General features: G+C 61.4%; 22 protein-coding genes. 11 read left to right on the forward strand and 11 right to left on the reverse strand.

The window, feature by feature from the left end:
* Positions 1 to 71: 71 nt before the first annotated feature.
* Together J2W46_RS10450 and J2W46_RS10455 are read right to left on the reverse strand one after the other, a co-directional pair.
* Positions 72 to 533: a VOC family protein gene (locus J2W46_RS10450; protein WP_027804688.1), complete on the reverse strand. Its 462-nt coding sequence runs from the start codon at positions 531 to 533 to the stop codon at positions 72 to 74.
* A 78-nt stretch (positions 534 to 611) separates the two neighbouring features.
* Positions 612 to 869, reverse strand: coding sequence for a hypothetical protein (locus J2W46_RS10455; RefSeq protein WP_310069396.1), 258 nt, complete (start codon positions 867 to 869; stop codon positions 612 to 614).
* A gap of 199 nt (positions 870 to 1,068) precedes the next feature.
* Between J2W46_RS10455 and J2W46_RS10460 the strand changes: the two genes are divergently transcribed.
* Entirely contained in the window at positions 1,069 to 1,488 is a 420-nt protein-coding gene (locus J2W46_RS10460; RefSeq protein ID WP_020068373.1) for a hypothetical protein, read from the forward strand.
* A gap of 153 nt (positions 1,489 to 1,641) precedes the next feature.
* On the opposite strand, the gene J2W46_RS10465 is transcribed toward J2W46_RS10460, so the two are convergent.
* Positions 1,642 to 1,863, reverse strand: coding sequence for a DUF2795 domain-containing protein (locus J2W46_RS10465; RefSeq protein ID WP_020068372.1), 222 nt, complete (start codon positions 1,861 to 1,863; stop codon positions 1,642 to 1,644).
* Positions 1,864 to 2,077: 214 nt separating this feature from the next.
* Between J2W46_RS10465 and J2W46_RS10470 the strand changes: the two genes are divergently transcribed.
* From J2W46_RS10470 to J2W46_RS10480, 3 genes are all read left to right on the forward strand, one after another.
* A complete protein-coding gene (locus J2W46_RS10470) occupies positions 2,078 to 4,246 on the forward strand; it encodes a response regulator (RefSeq protein WP_310353430.1) in 2,169 nt (722 codons plus the stop codon).
* Between the two features lie 63 nt (positions 4,247 to 4,309).
* A complete protein-coding gene (locus J2W46_RS10475) occupies positions 4,310 to 4,525 on the forward strand; it encodes an FmdB family zinc ribbon protein (protein WP_087753776.1) in 216 nt (71 codons plus the stop codon).
* Positions 4,526 to 4,582: 57 nt separating this feature from the next.
* Positions 4,583 to 5,110 (forward strand): low affinity iron permease family protein, encoded by a 528-nt coding sequence (locus J2W46_RS10480; protein ID WP_087753777.1) that lies wholly within the window; start codon positions 4,583 to 4,585, stop codon positions 5,108 to 5,110.
* Between the two features lie 2 nt (positions 5,111 to 5,112).
* On the opposite strand, the gene J2W46_RS10485 is transcribed toward J2W46_RS10480, so the two are convergent.
* From J2W46_RS10485 to J2W46_RS10505, 5 genes are all read right to left on the reverse strand, one after another.
* Entirely contained in the window at positions 5,113 to 5,742 is a 630-nt protein-coding gene (locus J2W46_RS10485; protein WP_310353431.1) for a ParB/Srx family N-terminal domain-containing protein, read from the reverse strand.
* A 54-nt stretch (positions 5,743 to 5,796) separates the two neighbouring features.
* Positions 5,797 to 6,090: a DUF6723 family protein gene (locus J2W46_RS10490; RefSeq protein ID WP_087753779.1), complete on the reverse strand. Its 294-nt coding sequence runs from the start codon at positions 6,088 to 6,090 to the stop codon at positions 5,797 to 5,799.
* A gap of 164 nt (positions 6,091 to 6,254) precedes the next feature.
* Complete coding sequence (locus tag J2W46_RS10495) at positions 6,255 to 6,380, reverse strand: hypothetical protein (protein ID WP_006049380.1); 126 nt, start codon at positions 6,378 to 6,380, stop codon at positions 6,255 to 6,257.
* A 57-nt stretch (positions 6,381 to 6,437) separates the two neighbouring features.
* On the reverse strand, positions 6,438 to 6,866 hold the full coding sequence (locus tag J2W46_RS10500) for a GFA family protein (RefSeq protein ID WP_310353435.1): 429 nt from the start codon (positions 6,864 to 6,866) through the stop codon (positions 6,438 to 6,440).
* 180 nt (positions 6,867 to 7,046) lie between these two features.
* Positions 7,047 to 7,589 (reverse strand): DUF4142 domain-containing protein, encoded by a 543-nt coding sequence (locus J2W46_RS10505; protein ID WP_020068364.1) that lies wholly within the window; start codon positions 7,587 to 7,589, stop codon positions 7,047 to 7,049.
* 297 nt (positions 7,590 to 7,886) lie between these two features.
* On the opposite strand from J2W46_RS10505, the gene J2W46_RS10510 reads away from it, so the two are divergent.
* The gene (locus J2W46_RS10510; protein ID WP_310353439.1) at positions 7,887 to 8,060 is read left to right on the forward strand and encodes a hypothetical protein; all 174 of its coding nucleotides are present in this window, start codon (positions 7,887 to 7,889) and stop codon (positions 8,058 to 8,060) included.
* Between the two features lie 73 nt (positions 8,061 to 8,133).
* Complete coding sequence (locus J2W46_RS10515) at positions 8,134 to 9,219, forward strand: glycosyltransferase family 4 protein (protein WP_310353442.1); 1,086 nt, start codon at positions 8,134 to 8,136, stop codon at positions 9,217 to 9,219.
* Between the two features lie 58 nt (positions 9,220 to 9,277).
* Here J2W46_RS10515 and J2W46_RS10520 read toward each other — a convergent pair whose 3' ends face one another.
* Positions 9,278 to 9,685, reverse strand: coding sequence for an Hsp20/alpha crystallin family protein (locus J2W46_RS10520; protein ID WP_310353445.1), 408 nt, complete (start codon positions 9,683 to 9,685; stop codon positions 9,278 to 9,280).
* A gap of 22 nt (positions 9,686 to 9,707) precedes the next feature.
* A complete protein-coding gene (locus tag J2W46_RS10525) occupies positions 9,708 to 10,148 on the reverse strand; it encodes an Hsp20/alpha crystallin family protein (RefSeq protein WP_310353448.1) in 441 nt (146 codons plus the stop codon).
* Positions 10,149 to 10,399: 251 nt separating this feature from the next.
* Between J2W46_RS10525 and J2W46_RS10530 the strand changes: the two genes are divergently transcribed.
* Positions 10,400 to 10,888 carry a hypothetical protein gene (locus J2W46_RS10530; RefSeq protein ID WP_020068358.1) on the forward strand — a complete coding sequence of 163 codons (489 nt, stop codon included), beginning with the start codon at positions 10,400 to 10,402 and terminating at the stop codon, positions 10,886 to 10,888.
* 133 nt (positions 10,889 to 11,021) lie between these two features.
* Positions 11,022 to 11,300, forward strand: a complete 279-nt coding sequence (locus tag J2W46_RS10535; RefSeq protein ID WP_310353452.1) for a hypothetical protein — start codon at positions 11,022 to 11,024, stop codon at positions 11,298 to 11,300.
* Between the two features lie 21 nt (positions 11,301 to 11,321).
* On the opposite strand, the gene J2W46_RS10540 is transcribed toward J2W46_RS10535, so the two are convergent.
* On the reverse strand, positions 11,322 to 13,670 hold the full coding sequence (locus J2W46_RS10540; RefSeq protein ID WP_310353455.1) for a hybrid sensor histidine kinase/response regulator: 2,349 nt from the start codon (positions 13,668 to 13,670) through the stop codon (positions 11,322 to 11,324).
* Between the two features lie 324 nt (positions 13,671 to 13,994).
* On the opposite strand from J2W46_RS10540, the gene coxB reads away from it, so the two are divergent.
* Genes coxB through J2W46_RS10555 form a run of 3 tightly spaced genes read left to right on the forward strand, consistent with a single transcriptional unit; the run spans position 13,995 to position 17,697 of the window.
* On the forward strand, positions 13,995 to 15,104 hold the full coding sequence (coxB, locus tag J2W46_RS10545; protein ID WP_310353458.1) for a cytochrome c oxidase subunit II: 1,110 nt from the start codon (positions 13,995 to 13,997) through the stop codon (positions 15,102 to 15,104).
* On the forward strand, positions 15,101 to 17,050 hold the full coding sequence (gene ctaD / locus J2W46_RS10550) for a cytochrome c oxidase subunit I (protein ID WP_310353460.1): 1,950 nt from the start codon (positions 15,101 to 15,103) through the stop codon (positions 17,048 to 17,050). The genes coxB and ctaD overlap by 4 nt, the downstream gene beginning before the upstream one ends.
* Positions 17,047 to 17,697, forward strand: a complete 651-nt coding sequence (locus J2W46_RS10555; protein ID WP_020068353.1) for a cytochrome c oxidase subunit 3 — start codon at positions 17,047 to 17,049, stop codon at positions 17,695 to 17,697. Before ctaD ends, J2W46_RS10555 begins: the two co-directional genes overlap by 4 nt.
* The last annotated feature ends 2 nt before the right edge of the window (positions 17,698 to 17,699 follow it).

The following is a 17,699-nucleotide window of genomic DNA, read 5'->3' on the forward strand; positions in this document are numbered from 1 at the left end:
TTACTTTCTGTGCGTTCCTCTGCGCGAATCGCGCGGGGCTGCCGCCCTGCGTTTGCTCCCCGCATGCACCGCTAGATCCAGCCTTCGATATTCAGCCCGCTCGCGCGTTCAGCCTCTTCCCGCGATACAGCGCGGACGGTCTGCCCGAAACTCCAGATATGCCCCTCCGGGTCACGCGCCGCATAAACGCGGTCGCCGTAAAACTGATCCGCGGGCTCGCGGGTAATGACCGCGCCCGCCGCACGCGCGCGAGCGCAATGTTGGTCGATACCGTCGCTCAGTTGCACATGCACTGACTGTGTATTTTTCCCGCTCACAGTAACCGGGCTCACGGAGTCTGCCGACCATTCACGGCTGATCATCACGTAGCTGTCGCCGTAACGCATTTCGGAGTGTGCGAGTTGCCCGGCGTCGTCGGTAATCACGAGTTGCCGGGTGAAGCCGAAAGCCCGTTCGAGCCACTCAAGAGCGGCCAACGGATCTTTGTAATAGAGCGCCGCGCCGAATGACGGTCGATGCAAAGATTCGCTCATGACATCCCCTTGCAGGCTCAGCAAACGCAACTTGAATGACCGCGGATCGAACCGCGCATCCACTCAGCCGCGCGCATACTATTGGCTGGCGGACGAAGCAGGCGCCGCGCTGCTGGGTTGACTCGTGCCGCCCGCGGCCGCGCTCTCGCTCGCACGCTTCGCGGCGTCGCTTTGGCCACTGGTTCCGTTCGCGCCCGCCGAATTGCTCATCACGCCGCTGCTCGCGGAACTCATCGTGTCCTTGCTGGTGTTGTCCTCTTTCTTGCAGCCAGACGCACCTACGGCCAGCGCCGCAATGGATATGGCGAGTAACGCGCTCTTCGGATTGCAATGCATGGTGGCACCCGTTCGGTTTCGATTCGTCGTTGCGCGAAGCGCGGCATGACTCCTCGATAGCAGAACGGCGCAGCATCGACTGTGCCTGGTGAAACTAATAAATCATTCCACGCGGCGCGGCAAGCGGTTTGCTGCAACTCCCGTTACATGGACCACATATCGCACACTGCACTCCGTCAAACCCAGGGAGAACCGGATCATGCTGCTTAGCGACGAAGAACTTGCACGCCTTGACGGCGTCGCGCCGTTTCTCGAGAGCGAGGCGAAGACGTCGCTCAACTTCGCACCGAATTATGAAGTCACCGCCGAATTCGAGACGCATCTGCAACCGGGACTGCGCATCCGTGCCCCAGCGTCGGACGCGGCATCGGAGGACCCAGAAGCGCCGCCGTATCCGTTGAACCTCTTCGTCGGATTGCCGCTCGATGAACTACGCAACCTCGCCTACGCAGACGATATGGCGCGCGAGGCGATGATTGGACGCTTCGGCGCATCGTTTACCCCGCGCCTGCTGCGCGCAATCGAAAAAGAAACGCCAGGGGCGATCAATCTCGATGCCGGGATCCAGAACGATTCGGGCACGCTGTCGGTGATGCTCGACGAGCCAGAGCAACGGTGATCACCATACGCCTGGAACGCCCGCCGAAGATTCCATGGCAATGCCTTAACAAGGACGCGCGAGCCACGTGTATTTACTTCCCGGACGCTTGCACATTTGACAGCGGAGACAGCGGCCTCCGCGCGTCGCGCGCCCGGGTTGGTCTACCGGGTGCTATTCGTCGCCCACTCCTTTCGATACCTCGGCGGGGCTGCCGTACTCCTGATCCGGCAAGCGTTCGAGTGCATCGAGCACCTCGTCGTCGGCGCCATTGCCCTTTGCGGTGTCCAGCAGGCTTGCTTTGTCGGCGGGATACGAAGCACCCTTCAGCGCCTTCTGGACATCGATGAATTTGCGGATGGGACCGCCGTTCGAACTTGAATTGGACGTCGCCATGTGCCTCTCCTGGTTGGCATGCGGTCCCGCTAATTCAGCATCGCGCGTTCCTCGCGGGCGCCCTGCCCTTTACGCGTGTTCTGCCGCCGCAATGCACAACGTAGCTTAAGTTTCGGCATAGCAGGAATGAATCTGGCTCGACAGTTTCATTCAAAGAGCCTCCTTTAGTTGGGATGGCTCACTTTCTTCACTATTGCAAGCAGGGGATCTTGCCGTGAGCACAGCGGACCGCGAAGCCATTCTCTTCAACCAGCAAGCGATTCTGGCGGAATTCGGCGAGCTTGCGCTTCGCTCCGACGACCTCGACGAAATATTGTGCGAAGCGTGCCGTCTCGTCGCTCAAGCGCTGCAAGCCGACATGGCCAAAGTCATGGAATTGCAGGCCGATCGCATTACGCTTCTCGTGCGCGCCGGCGTGGGCTGGCCGCCGGGCGTGGTGGGCCATGCCACGGCGCGAGCCGAACGCGGCTCGTCGGAAGGTTATGCGCTGCAAACAGGCAAGCCCGCAATTTCGCCCGACATCGCTGCTGAAAAGCGCTTTCGTTATTCGCAGTTCATCGTCGACGCGGGCGTGAAGGCGCTGATCAACGTCGTGATTCTCGGCGGAAAAGAACGGCCTGCATACGGCGTGTTGCAAGTCGACAGTCGCACGCCGCGCGACTTCAACGACCTCGACACCGAATTCCTGCGCTCGTATGCGAACCTGCTCGCCGCCGCGGTCGAACGGCTTCGGATTGCGGCCGAGACTCGCAAACATGCCGTCTCGCTGCACGAGAGCGAAGAGCGCTACCGCATGCTTGCGACGCAGATACCGCAACTGGTGTTCACCTGCCTCATTACCGGCGAGCGCACGTGGGGCAGTCCTCAGTGGATCGAATACAGCGGCATTTCGGAGCAGGACAGCCTCGGCTTCGGATGGCTGGATGCAGTGCATCCCGGCGATCGCGAGGCAACCATGGCGGCGTGGAGCGTGTGCGGTGTGAAAGGAGAATATGCGGTCGAGCACCGCATTCGCCGCGCGTCCGACGGCACGTACCGCTGGTTCCAGACCCGCGCGAAGCCGTTGCGTGCAGAAGGCGGAATCGCGGCATGGCTCGGCACATCGACCGATATCGAAGACCAGGTTCGCGCGCGCGAAGCGCTCGAACGCGGCAGCGAGGAGCTCGAAAGACGTGTATCCGAGCGCACCGCGGAATTGCAGCGAGCGGTGGATACGCTTCATCGTGAAAGCCGCGAACGCTCGCGCGCCGAAGAACGTTTGCGCCACAGCGAGAAACTCAAGGCCATTGGCCAACTTACCGGCGGCATCGCGCACGACTTCAACAACATGCTGCAGGCCATCATGAGTTGCCTGAGTCTGATCCGGGTGCGCATGCAGCAGGGCCGGCCAACCGACGTCGTCACGCTGGTCGAGCGGGCGGAAAAAGGCGCAAGCCGTGCGGCGACTTTGACACACAGGTTGCTCGCGTTCGGACGCCAACAAACGCTCGAGCCGCGTCTCGTGAGCCTAGATGCGATTGCGCACGACATGGAAGACATGATTCGCCGCGTCGTCGGTTCGGGCATCAACCTGGAACTTAAACTCGGTGACGGGACGTGGCTGGTCTTGTGCGACCCGAACCAGATGGAAAGCGCGCTCGTCAACCTGTGCGTCAATGCTCGCGACGCGATGCCGGACGGCGGGTGGCTCACCATCAGCACGAGCGAAGTGATATTGACCGACGCAGAAGTCGCCGGATTCGACGACGCTCAACCCGGACGTTACTGCTGCATTGCTGTGTCGGACACGGGCACCGGCATGTCGCCAAAAATCATGGAACACGCGTTCGAGCCGTTCTTCACGACAAAGCCGTCGGGCCAGGGCGTCGGTCTTGGCCTCAGCCAGATCTACGGCTTTGTCAGGCAATCCGGCGGAATCGTGCAGATGGAGACTGCTCTCGGCAAAGGAACGACCGTACGCCTGTGCCTGCCCGCCTCCGTGCAGAAGGAAGATATGCAGGACGAGTACAAGGACCCTGCAAAAACCATCGTCCTTGTCGAGGACGAAGAAATCGTGCGGGAAGTCACCGCGGAGCAATTGAGGGAACAGGGCTACCGCGTACTGGAAGCGGACAGCGGCGCGGCGGCATTGCGGCTGCTGCATGCAGGCGCGCGTTTCGATCTGCTGATCAGCGACGTCGCTTTGCCCGGCACGATCAACGGCCGGCAGATCGCCGAGGCCGTGAGGCAACGGTATCCGTCGATGCCGGTCATTCTTGTCACCGGCTATGCGCCAGGCGATGCGCTCGCCGATATGGAAGTCATCCGTAAACCCTTCGCTCCCGAAGTACTCGCCGACCGCGTGCGCGCAAAGCTCGAACAATTGCGTACCGATGCAGACTAGACTGTTTACTTAACCCGCCGTCAGTAGACTCGAGTGGCTACTGACCTAACAGAGCCACACGCCATGCCAGTTTATGACTATGAGTGCGTCGAATGCGGCGCTTTCGAAACGGTGCGCCGCATTGCGGAGCGTGACGAACCTGTGGCGTGCCCTCAGTGCGGGGCCACCGCTGCACGGGTAGTAATCGGCGCGCCCTCGCTCGGTGGCGGCTCGCCCGACGCCCGCGAAGAAACCGGAGGCTATGGAATGCGGCATTTTGGTGGATGCTCCTGCTGCTGAGATGTCGGCACGCAATGTGCTATCTCCCGGTCATGAGCCAACATCCCGGAGAAAGAAATGCGACCAGGAGAATCCCGCTCAAGCGCGGATAGCATCGACACCGTTCCGCAGACGTCCAGCCCTGCCTACGCAGCGCGCAACCCCGTCACGCGCGCGTTCGACAACTTCGCGAGTTCGGTAACGCGGCTTGCCGGATCACCGATTGCGTTTGGTATCGCCGTCATCACGGTTATCGTTTGGGCCGTCACGGGACCCTTCTTCCACTATTCCGACGCGTGGCAACTCGTCATTAATACCGGCACGACGATCATCACTTTCCTGATGGTCTTCATGATCCAGCAAAGTCAGAACAAGGACAGTGTTGCGATGCATCTGAAGCTCAACGAATTGCTGGCTTCGCATCGCGCGGCGAACAATCAGCTAATCGGTATTGAAGACGCGTCCGAAGACGATCTTCGCCGTCTGGCCGAAGCGTATTTGCGGTTGGCGAGCAAGGTAGGCACGCAAGGCAAGCACACTGTCGACGTGGATGCTTGCGTGGAAAAAACCGGCGCCGGAAAGGGCAAAGAGCACGAACGCGCTTAATTCTATGCGTCGCCCGAATCGGCCGACGCGCCTTGTACACCAGCGTCGGAATCGAGATAGCCAGGCAGGCCCAGCGCAGCCTGGCTCTTCGCCAGTTCAACCGCTCGTTGCACCAGTGCAGCGTATTCCGATGAGTCTGCAGGAAGCGGGAGCCTTTGGCGGAAGAAATCCGCCCAGCGGAATTCCGCCAAAGGCACGCTCGTTCTCTGATAACCACCGGCATCGCGCACCGAAGCGGCGAGGCTGCGGAATTCGTCGTCTACCATTTCCCAGACATGCAGCGGCATATCGGCAAACGACACTCGCTGGCCACGCTGATCGTATGGAAATGTCCAACGATTGTTTTCGAGCGCGAGCCAGAATTCGGCCAGCGAAGACGTGGACAGATCCCGGATCAGCACGACAGGTACCGACGTTATATCGGCCTGCCAAAGAGCCGCGGCCACGTGGTGATGGTCGATCACGTACGGTTCTTCCTGGGGTCCAAGGACGATCGGGACGGGTTTCTCCGCAATGGCCATGTCAAGGTCATGACCGGACAGCGACTGATAGAAGCGCGTTTTTTCCTCTACCTCGCGCAATCCGTGCGTGACTTGCGTGGGGCGCAAACGATCGATGTCCAGTGACTTCATTGACGTCTCCATTGTTATTAGCGCAATGCGATGGTTCCCCACCGATCAGGCGGATCAGTACTCCGGGTTCAGCAGGTCCGCCGCGACAACTTCGGCGCCTTTGCGCGCTGCGGCCTCACGTGCTTCAAGCGCGGTTTCGAACGGACCTATCATCGGCGCGCCGTCGTACGGAAATATCAGCCGGTCGTCTGTTGTGCGTACGACCTTCAGGTCGCCGGTAAACGTGCCGGTCACAGTACGCCGATACGTCGGGTAGATTCTGTAATCGCTGGCGGTAATGGTTATACCGTCGGGCGATGCCGGATGCCGCAGCGAACTATTATGAAAGTGCAACTTCCTTCTCACCATCTCGATTCCTGCAATTGCGAGTCGACTGTTTCAGGGGCCGGGAAAAACGCGCATCGATGCGCCAAACGCAGGCGCGGCGCACATCGAATGCGCGCCGCGCCCTCTCCCGCGGAACGGGACATCAGCGCCGGAATTACGGCGCCGGTGAAACGTTCAGCGGCCGATCAGGGCTGACGTTGGCCGCCCTGGTGCTGCGGCGTCTTCTGCTGATTCTGCTGTTGCTGCCCGCTCTGCTTGCCCGCATTCTTCGGATTACCCGGTTGCGTATTGGATTGCTTCGGATCGCTCATTTTCAGCTCCTTCATTTACGAAGTAGTTCGTCGAAGTACTGCGCACTGCTTGCAACACTAATGGGGACTTTCTTCCTCGTATTCGGTACGAACACCCTGCGGCAGCCAGGGCTCTTTATGGCAGCACCATAATTCGTAACTCGGCTCGTAAAGCCCGGCGCTATCGAACGCGCCTAGCGGTATGTCGAGTTCATCGCTGTCCACGTACTCCATGAACGCAACCGATCCGCAGGTCTGGCAGAAATATCGCCTGCCTTCCGCCGAGCTTTGCCACATCTGGACCGGCCCGGACAACTGGACGGCGTCGCGCGCGAACATCGCATATGCGCCGAAAGCACTGCCATGCACGCGACGGCAGGTCATGCAATGGCACAGAGAGACTCGCCTCGGCGGTGCACTCACCTCAAACCGCACGGCTCCGCATGCGCACCCACCGGTCTGCGCCGTCTGGCCGGCTGCCGAGCGCGCGGCGTCCTCAGTGTGCATATCGCTCTCCCAATACGATGTTGCGGTAGAGACTCGCGAGCCCGAATCAACGCAATGCCCGCCGCCCGCCGAAGAGCGCAGCAGGCCGCGTGCCACGAGGCGCGCCACCCGCCACGCGCATACCATTTCGTGTGCGATTCGAGCATTGACGTCGAGCCCGAATCGCAGACAACAACAGTACTACTGGGTCACGCCCTTCTTCGCCGCAAGTTGTTGAGCCCGCTGGTAATGCTCCTTGATTGTCGGCAACGCCTTTTGCGCGGCCTTCTTCAGGTCGGCGTTCTGCCCTTCAGCAATTTCCTTTTCGAAGGCGGCAATGGCTTGCTTGTGGCCTTCAAGACCGACCTTCTGGATATACGCCTGATCGAATTCCTTGCCCTTCAGCGGCTTCAATGCGTCGAGCACACTCGGGTCCGAATTGTCCTTCGGTACTTCCACGCCATGCGGCGCGGCCATTTTCAGCTGGACGGTCAGCTTCGTGTGATCGAGCATCATGTGATGCGCAAATGATTTCACGTCTTTATCACTGGAATTGCTAGTCGCGAGTTTTGCCGCGTCGATCTCCGTCGACGAAGACATTGAAGCGGCCTGAACAAAGTCTTTGTCCACCTGTGCGAGCGGATTGGCGGCGGTAGTGGAAGCGGCTTGTGTCTGTGCATTCGCGGCGACCGGAAGCAGGCTGAAACAACCGCACGCTACTGCAATTACTGTCATCTTTTTCATGCGTTTCCTCACTGATTTTCTAACGGGTAGCTCAAAGCGGCGCAATGTTCGTTGCGACATGAGAGACGCAGCAACCGCCATGCCGCCTCTGCGGCCGTGATGCGCATTACGTCGATTTTGGCCCGACGCGTGTTCGTGACCGCAGCATTCCCCAAGCAGAAATTGCGCGGTTCTATCGCAACGATTACAAGCATGCTTGACGAGAATCGGCGCCGTTTGAATACGTCTTGGGATGCTAGCCGGGAGCGTCCCTTGCTCGACTCCCGTTGCCTTCCAACCAACCCACGGGAGAATGAAATGGCGACGAAACCGAATGACCAGGACGACACCGCGCAAAGCACGGGTAACGACCAAACTGGAGAAGGAACATTTGAAACCGATGTCTCCGAAACCGACGACGAGGGCACCACAGTCCGGCAAGCGGAAGTAAAAGAGGACGATCTGTCGGAAGTGAAGAAAGACAACTCCTGAAGCCTGCAACGATGGCCGCGTTCGCATGTCGCGCGCACGCGGCTGCAACCCAACCTCAAGACACGACTGCCCCGTGAGAATCGCTCAAGTCGCCCCTCTCTACGAATGCGTCCCCCCCTTCGCTTACGGCGCCACTGAGCGCGTCGTGTCCTACCTCACCGAAGAACTCGTTCGGCGTGGCCACGATGTCACGCTGTTCGCTACCGCCGACTCGAGCACGGCTGCACGTCTGGTGCCGATCTGCGAACGCGGACTATGGCGCGATACGACCGTGTGGGACACGCTCACGCACCACGTGAGGCAGCTGGCACGCGTCGCGGATCTCGCGGACGAGTTCGACGTCGTGCATTTTCATGGCGATCCGCTGCACTTTCCGCTGGCACGAGCGTTACCGTGCAAGTCGCTCACCACGCTTCATGGGCAATTGCTGCCTGTGGATCACGGGCCGCTTTTTCGCGAATTCTCGTCAGCGCCGCTCGTGTCGATTTCCGACGATCAGCGCAAGCCGGTGCCCTCCGCCAACTGGCAAGCAACGATCTATCACGGTCTGCCGCTCGACGAATTCGAGTTTCAGCCGGAGCCTGCGTCGTATGTGCTCTTTCTCGGCCGCTTGATGCCCGGCAAGCGGCCCGACCTCGCCGTTGAAATCGCAAGGCGCGCCGGACTGCCGTTGAAAATGGCCGGCAAAATCCATCCCGGCGAGCGGGAGTACTTCGCACAGCAAATCGAACCGCTGCTGGAAGATTCGCGCGACTTCACCGACTACCTCGGCGAAGTCGGCGGTGACCTACGCAGGCAACTCATCGCGAATGCGCGAGCGCTGCTGTTTCCAGTGGAATGGGCGGAGCCGTTCGGGATGGTGATGATCGAGGCAATGGCATGCGGCACGCCGGTCGTTGCATTTGGACGCGGCGCGGTGCCCGAAGTGCTGACGCATGGCGTGAACGGGTTCATCGTCGATAACGTCGAGCAGGCTGTCAGCGCGGTCGCGCGCATCGGCGAAATAGATCGCGCAAAATGCCGCCGTTCGTTCGAGCAGCGCTTCACGGCTGCACGCATGGCGGGCGACTATCTGCGCGTGTATGAAAATCTTCTAGCGGGAACACCCGCACCGGTGCCGGCATCCGACACCGGCGCGGGCGCACGACTTTTCGGTTAGCAATCCGCCGGGCCGAATCAATCAGCCACGGCCCGTGGCGGGGCCGTGGCAAACAGCATTAGCCGACGTTCACTTCAATGCGGCGTGGCCGCGCTTCTTCGCGGCGCGGAATGACGAGCTTCAGCACACCATCCTGAAGGTTCGCCTCGATTTTCGAAGTATCGAATTCCGCACCCAGCGTGAACGAACGCGAGAAATGCGGCGCGCGGATTTCCGCGTGTTGCAGACGCAAGCCGGCGCGCGTCGGCACGCTCGCTTCGGCCTCGATGTGCAGATTGCCGTCGTGCACGCGCACCTCCAGCTTCTCTTTCGACACACCCGGCAGATCCGCCCACAGCGTGACGCCGTGCGCGTTTTCGATCACGTCGACGGGCGGCGTCAGCGTCGCGCGCTGCTCAGCCGGCTCGCGCTCGCCGCGCGCCACGGGTTGCTGCCCCTTTTGAACAACTTCGGTCGTATCGCTCATGATTCGCTCCATCATCGTGAGGTCATTGAATGGTGATTGCACGCGGTTTGGACGACTCGCGCTTGCCGACGCTAATCGACAGACAGCCGTTCGTGTAGCGCGCCTCGACCTTGTCGGGGTCGGCCTGCTGCGGCAGTTCGATTACGCGGCGGAAAGAGCCTGTAAAACGCTCCTGAGCATATTGGCGCGTCGACTCGTCCGCCTCCGGCGCGACGCGCTTGCGCTCGCCGGCAATCGTCAGCAAGCCTTTGTCGATGGATACGTCGAGTTGCGACGCATCGATACCGGGCGCAAACGCGACGATCTCGATCGAGTCGTCGGTGGTGCCGATATTGATTTGCGGAAAGGCCGACATCCGGCCAGAGCGGATGCTCGAAGGGAAACCGCCGAACACCGCCGACATCTGCTGCTGCAAACGGTCGAGCTGGCTGAACAGGTCGGTCGCGAAGTAAAGGTCACTCATGATCGTTTCCTCCTCGGTAGTACCGGGGCAAGGAGACGGACGGGCCTACGCGCTCCAGTCCGCCTGCCCGCACCCGCTGACAGACAAATCGAAACACGCAGCGCGCCGCCGGAACGGCGCGTCTGCCTGAGCGGAATCTAAAATAGATTCGGCCACGACGATTTCAAGACCCTTCTGCGCAAATTTTTGGCCTTGAAAAATACAACGGCAACCACATAGTCGTGCGAGATCAAAGTGTCGGAGAAACAGGCATGGAATTCGATTCGGACTGGCTGACTCTTGGACGGCATCGGGTCTACCTGCGCTCGCCAGGAGGCTTTCCAACAGAAGCAATGCGAACCGCCGTGGACGTCATACGCATTGCGATAGAGAACAATATGAGTGCGCGCGCAAGGCTCGTGGATGTCACGGTGCGAGAGGAAAAATCGTACGACGTATCGGTCGGAACGACCTTCGCGGAAGACCGGCTTTGCGCCCCGCAACTCGAAGCGGCAATTGCCACGGTTCTCGGTTTGATGCCCTCGCAAGTGCGGATCTTCGTGACAGTCGTCACGCAGGAAGAAGTGGACTTGCACTTCGGCGTATACGAACGGATGCTGGCCGAGAAGATCAGTGGACTGGCGCCTATCGGGCGCATTGAGCAGGATAGCGCGCGCCTTTGCGCACAGACAGCGGCGCAAGACACCTTGGGCACGTTGGAGTTTTCCGACACCGTTGACGCTCTGCGCAGCAAAAGCTGAGCATGTTGACCGCAAAAGCCCTGCCTTAAGATTTCCTTCAGAATTGCGCGATAAATTTAATGAAAGCCTTTTGCCACGCGACACTGGCGAGCAACGCTCGCCAGACATCAAATAAAAATACGAGAGAACCCCTATGCCGAAGGGACCTTCAGCCGCCGCCACCGCGACTGCCCGTGTTACTTACGCGGTTGAACTCGCGCGGGGTGCCTCGCACATCAGCAGTACATTAAGTCCGGAAACCGAAAGGCGCGCAATCGTCGAGACGATCGGCGAGTTTTGCGACCTGTACGGCGAAGCGAAGCTGCCCCTGTTTCAGAAGCTCCTCGCAGAAGAAGTGCGACAACGCGGCAAGAAGGAAGCCGCGCTTGCGGTCGCTCAATTCAAGTTCGTCTGCAATTGCGCCGGGCGCTGACGCGCGGGGAGCCTACCCCGACTACTTGTCGAAACCACGCAGCATCGCACCCAATTCGTCCATGCTATAGGGCTTGCGCAGCGCTCCCCAGCGAAACGGCAGCTTGTCCACCGACGGCATCTCGTGACCCGAAGCAAAAATCACACGTAACGTGGGCCGAATCTGCGTAGCACGCTGCGCGAGTTCGAGACCGGACATAACCGGCATGGACAGATCGGTGATCAACACGTCGAATGGTTGTTCCGCGAGGAGCTGCAGCGCTTCTTGCGGCGAGCCGGTAACAGCGGGGTCGTGGCCCAGCAGCTTCAGCAGCTCGCCGATGGCCTCGGAGGTATCGAGATCGTCGTCGACCAGCAGCAAGCGCATGCCCTTGTCAGCCGCTCCCCCCTGATTTTCGCCGGTGTCATCGTTACGCGCGAGCGGAGCGACGCCGAGTATCTGCCGGATCTTGTACGCCAATTGTTCGCGGCTGTATGGTTTGCTCAGCAATTCAACGCCGGGATCGAGCCGACCGCCATGCACGATCGCGTTCTGCGTATAGCCGGACGTGAACAGCACCTTCATGCGCGGCAACAACTGCACCGCCTGGGCGACCATCGCGGGGCTGCGCAGCGGGCCGGGCATCACCACGTCTGTAAAGAGAAGGTCTATGTGCACGCCGCTGCGCACCACCGCGAGCGCCTGCTCGGCGTCGTTGGCCTTCAGCACGCTATAGCCGAGACCCGACAGCGTGTCGACCACCGTCGATTGCACCTCCTGGTCGTCTTCCACCACCAGGATCGTTTCCGTCCCGCCGAGCAGCGTCAATGTGACCGGCGGCGAGGTCGGCGCCTCGACCGCTTCTTCCATCGAGCGCGGCAGATAGATCTTCACGGTCGTGCCGTGTCCGACTTCGCTGTAGATCCTGATGTGGCCGCCGCTCTGCTTGACGAAGCCATACGCCATGCTCAGGCCGAGGCCGGTGCCCTCGCCTTCGGGCTTGGTCGTGAAAAACGGATCGAACGCCCGCTGCACGATATCCGGCGCCATGCCCGTGCCGGTGTCGGTTACGGCGAGCATCACGTACTGGCCGGAGGGCACGTCCGGGAAGCCCGCGACGTACTGATCGTCGAGCATGGCGTTCGACACTTCCATCGTGAGCTTGCCGCCCTCCTTCATCGCGTCGCGGGCATTGATCGCGAGATTGAGAATCACGTTCTCCATCTGGTGTACGTCGACGAGGGTATTCCACAATCCACCCGACACGACGGTCTCGATCTCCACCGTTTCACCGAGCGCGCGGCGCAGCAGGTCGTCCATGCCCCGAATCGCGGCCGCAAGATTGATGACGATGGGCCGCAACGGCTGCTGGCGCCCGAACGCGAGCAATTGCGACGCGAGCTTCGCACCGCGCTCCACCGCGTCGATCGCCTTGTCGAGGCGCTCGCGTGTCCAGCCGTCGCGTTTATGCCGGCTTTCCAGCAATTCGAGGTTGCCGCGCAAAATCTGCATGACGTTGTTGAAATCGTGCGCGACGCCGCCCGTCAGCTTGCCGATGGCTTCCATTTTCTGCGACTGCACGAGCGCGATGCGCGTCTCTTCCAGCAGACGATTCGCTTCCATGCGCTCGGTGATATCGCGCGTGATCTTCGCAAAGCCGACCAGCGCGCCGCCGTCGCGGATCGCGTCGATCACGACGTGTGCCCAGAAACGCGAGCCGTCCTTGCGCACGCGCCAGCCTTCTGCTTCGAAACGGCCGTCGCGTGCGGCGGCGGCGAGCCCGCGCTGCGGCAGTCCGCTGCCGGCGTCTTCAGGCGTATAGAAGCGGGAAAAATGCGAGCCGATGATTTCACTGGCCGTATAGCCCTTGATACGGCGCGCGCCCGAATTCCAGTTGGTCACCATGCCTTCCGGCGACAGCATGAAGATCGCGTAATCGGTAACGCCGTCCACCAGCAGGCGGAAACGGCGCTCGCTTTCGAGCACCGCGTCGTGCACCGTCTTTTTGTCGGTCATGTCGCGCACGATCTCGCCATAGCCGAGAAGCGTGCCGTCCTGCGAGCGCAGCGCCGTGAGCACGACGCTCGCCCAGAATGCTTTACCGTCCTTGCGCAGGCGCCACCCTTCGCTCTCGAAGCGCCCTTCGCTACGCGCGGTGTCGAGCGCCCTTTGCGGCGAGCCCTTCGCGCGCTCTTCGGCCGTGTAGAAGATATCTAGCGGCTTGCCGACGACCTCGTCCTCGCGGAAACCGTGAATGGCTTCACCGCCCGCATTCCACGAGCGGATGCGGCCGTCTTCGGACAAACCGATCACCGCGTAGTCGCGCAGGGATTGAACCCAGATGTTGGCCCAGTTCTGAACGATGTCATCGGGCTCGTATGCATGCGCCATTAACCTGCTCCATCGAGAATAGGCTGTGGACCTAGTCTGCTTCTGGCACGCCGCTGACGGCGCACCGCATGTTGTTTTCTACTGTTCTCTGTTGTTTTGCACGTAAAGCCCCAGGCAAGCCGGTCCTTTTGCGGCTTTATGCGCATCTGACATTTTATTAGCGAACGCCTGCGATATGAAGAGTGTTTCCGTAAGACCGCCACGACGGGCGTAAGCGAGTGTAAGCGGCCTGAGCCGCTCATGGTACGCCCCAACGCCTGACCCGGCCCGGTACAGGGATTGCTAAGCCACTCACAAACGCCCCACGAGCCAATGCGCCCAAGCATGAAAACCGGCCAAGCACCCCGAACCGATCTGCAGAGCGTTGCAGGCAGGCCGCCGCGCGGCGCGATTGCGCTCAGGGCCGCAGGCGCTTTCGCAGCCGCTCCGGCAGCCGCTCTATCCGGCGGCCTTGCGTTCGAAGCACAGGCCGCCCCGGCTCATGATGCGCTGCGCCCAGCAGGCGTGCAGGCTGCGCACATCTTCTCACTCTGGACCGTTACGCTGACCGTCTGCTCGCTCGTGTTCGCGGCGGTGCTGATCGCGCTGCTCTTCGCCGTGGCGCGGGCGCCGCGTGTCAGCCGCGATGCGAGCCCGGATCTGGGCTCGCTCGAGCGCCCGGAGAGACGCGTGGGCCGCGTGGTGAGCGGCGCGTCGATTGCGTCGGTAGTGTTGCTGTTCGGGCTGCTGCTCGCCGATATCATGACCGATCGCGCGCTCTCGCGACTGCCCGTCGCCGACGCGGTTCATCTGGAGATGACCGGGCATCAATGGTGGTGGGAAGCGCGCTACGCGGACGACACGCCCGGCAGCGGATTCGCCGTCGCGAACGAACTGCACGTGCCAGTCGGGCGGCCCGTCGTCATTTCGCTCAAAGCCGACGATGTGATTCATACGTTCTGGGTGCCGAATCTGCATGGCAAAAAGGACATGATTCCAGGCCGCGAATCGATAATCGAATTCCGTGCCGACCGCGCCGGCACGTATCGTGGGCAATGTGCCGAATTTTGCGGCCTCGAACACGCGTTGATGGCGTTCACGGTAGTCGCCGAGCCGCCCGCCCAGTACGACGCGTGGGTCGCGCGCCAGCGGACGCCTGCGCCGCAGCCGGTCGACGCGCTACAGGCGCAAGGCGAGCGGCTCTTCACGACCGGCAACTGCGCCGGCTGCCATACCGTGCGGGGCACCTCCGCAAACGGGGTGATCGGCCCCGACCTCACCCACGTGATGAGCCGTCCGATGCTGGCCGCCGAAACATTCGAAAACACGCCCGCCAACCTAGAGTCCTGGATCAAGGCGCCCGGCAGCATGAAGCCCGGCACCACGATGCCGGCAAGCCAGCTGTCGGCGCAGGATCTGAATGCCCTTATCGCATGGATCAGAACTCTCCAATGAGCGAACGTCAATCTTCGCCCGGGCGGCCGGCCGCACATCTGGTGGATGGCCCCGCTGCCGGCCAGCAGGTCGCCGAAGCGCTTGCGCGCACATGGAGCGATTCCCCGGGCTGGTTGGGCCGGCTCTCCGCTGTCAACCACAAGACCGTGGCGCGGCGCTTCGTGATCACCACGTTCGTTTTCTTCCTGTTGGGCGGCCTCCTCGCGCTCGCCATGCGACTGCAGCTCGCGCGGCCCGGCAATCGCCTCGTCGGTCCCGAGCTATACAACCAGCTTTTCACGATTCACGGCACGACGATGATGTTCCTGTTCGCCGTGCCGGTCATGCAGGCCGTCGCCACCTGGCTCGTGCCGCTGATGATCGGCGCGCGCAGCGTCGCCTTCCCGCGGATGAATGCCTACGCCTACTGGGTCTTCCTGTTTGGCGGCGTGACGCTTTACGTGGCGTTCGTGCTCGGCGCCGGTCCGGATGCAGGCTGGTTCAGTTACGTGCCGCTTGCCGGGCCTGATTACTCGACGGGCAAGGGCGTCGACATCTGGGCGCAGATGATCACCTTCACCGAACTCGCCTCGCTGCTCGAAGCGGTCGTGCTCATTACGACGATCTTCAAGATGCGCGCGCCCGGCATGTCGCTCAACCGCATGCCCCTATTCGTGTGGGCCACGCTGATCACGCAATTCATGGTGCTGTTCGCGATGCCGGCGGTGATGCTCGGCAGCACCGCACTGATTCTCGACCGTCTGGTCGGTACGCATTTTTACAACGCGGCGCGCGGCGGCGACGTATTGTTGTGGCAGCACCTATTCTGGTTCTTCGGGCATCCCGAGGTGTACCTGATCTTCATTCCTCCGCTCGGTTTTCTTTCTTCGATCATTCCAACCTTCGCGCGCCGCCCGATCTTCGGTTACCCGGTCATGGTGCTCGCGCTGATCATGACGGCCTTTCTCGCGTTCGGTCTCTGGGTGCATCACATGTTCGCAACGAGCATTCCGGCGCTCGGCAAGAGCTTTTTTACAGCTGCCAGCCTGATGATCGCCATCCCGTCAGGCGTGCAGATCTTCTGCTGGATCGCGACGCTGTGGACCGGACGCCTCAATCTGAAGACGCCGCTATGGTTTGCGCTCGGCTTCTTCTTCATTCTCGTGCTGGGCGGCATGACCGGTGTGATGCTCGGATCGGTAGCGCTCGACTTGCAGGTACACGACACCTATTTCGTGGTCGCGCATCTGCATTACGTCTTGCTCGGCGGCGCGGTGTTTCCGCTATTCGGCGCGTTCTACTACTGGTATCCAAAAGCAACTGGCCGGCTAATGAACGAGACGCTGGGGCGCCTGCAATTCTGGCTGTTCTTTATCGGCTTTAACGTCGCGTTCTTTCCGATGCACGTGCTCGGTCTGCACGGCATGCCGCGCCGCGTGTGGACCTACCCGCACGGCATGGGCTGGGACGGCATGAACCTGGCTGCCACGATAGGCGCGCTAACGATAGGCGTCAGCGTGTTGCTGTTCATTGCCAACGCGATGCACAGCTACCGGCATGGCGAAGTGGCGGGCGCCGATCCGTGGGGCGCGGGCACGCTCGAGTGGAGCACCACGAGTCCGCCGCCGCCGCACAACTTCGACGCGCTGCCCGTGGTTCACGGACGCGACCCGTTGTGGGAGCCGTCCGCGCAGCCTGCCTATGTCAGCGGCCTTGCTGCCGAAGCGCGTGAAGTGTTGTCTACTACCGCGCTCGACGCGTTGCCCGATTTGCGACTGCTGTTTCCGGCGCCTTCCATCTGGCCGTTTATCAGTGCGGTGGCGACCACCGTGCTGTTTATCGGCTCGATCTTTTCGCCGTGGGCTGTCGTGTGGGGCTCGGTGCCGGTCACGATCGCGTTGATCGGCTGGTTCTGGCCAAATCGCGGCCAGAACCAGCAAGCGGTCCAACTGGAGCAGCGGCCATGACGGAACTGCGCAAAGCGCCGGTAGACGCGATGCAAAACGATGCGGGCGCCACTCCCGTGCTGATGCTGGACGTGCGCCATCTGCCGAGCTTCGGCTTCGGGCATCGCAGCCTGATGTGGTGGAGCACCATCTGCCTGATGCTGATCGAGGGGACCGTTTTTGCCATCGCGGCAATGACGTACTTCTATCTGCGCGGGCTCACCGCAAAGTGGCCGCTCAACGCGGCGCCGCCCGACCTTCTGTGGGGCACCGCAAACACCGCGATTCTGCTCGTGAGCATGTGGCCAAACCAGCTTGCGAAGCGCGCGGCGGACCGCCAGCAGCGCGCTCGCGCGCGTCTGTGGCTCTGCGTATGCCTGGTTTTCTCCGTGGGCTTTCTGGTGGTGCGCGCCGTAGAGTTCGCCGCACTGAACGTGAGCTGGTACACGAACGCCTACGGCTCGGTCGTGTGGCTGCTTCTCGGCCTGCACACGACGCACCTCATTACGGACACACTGGACACCGCGGTGCTCGCCGTGCTGCTGTTCACCGGTCCGTTCGAAGGGAAACGTTTCGTCGACGTGAGCGAGAACGCGCTGTACTGGTACTTCGTCGTACTCAGCTGGTTGCCGATCTATGCGGTGATCTACCTCGCTCCCCGCTTGTGATG

Source organism: Paraburkholderia strydomiana (genome assembly GCF_031456815.1).
Classification (GTDB): domain Bacteria; phylum Pseudomonadota; class Gammaproteobacteria; order Burkholderiales; family Burkholderiaceae; genus Paraburkholderia; species Paraburkholderia caledonica.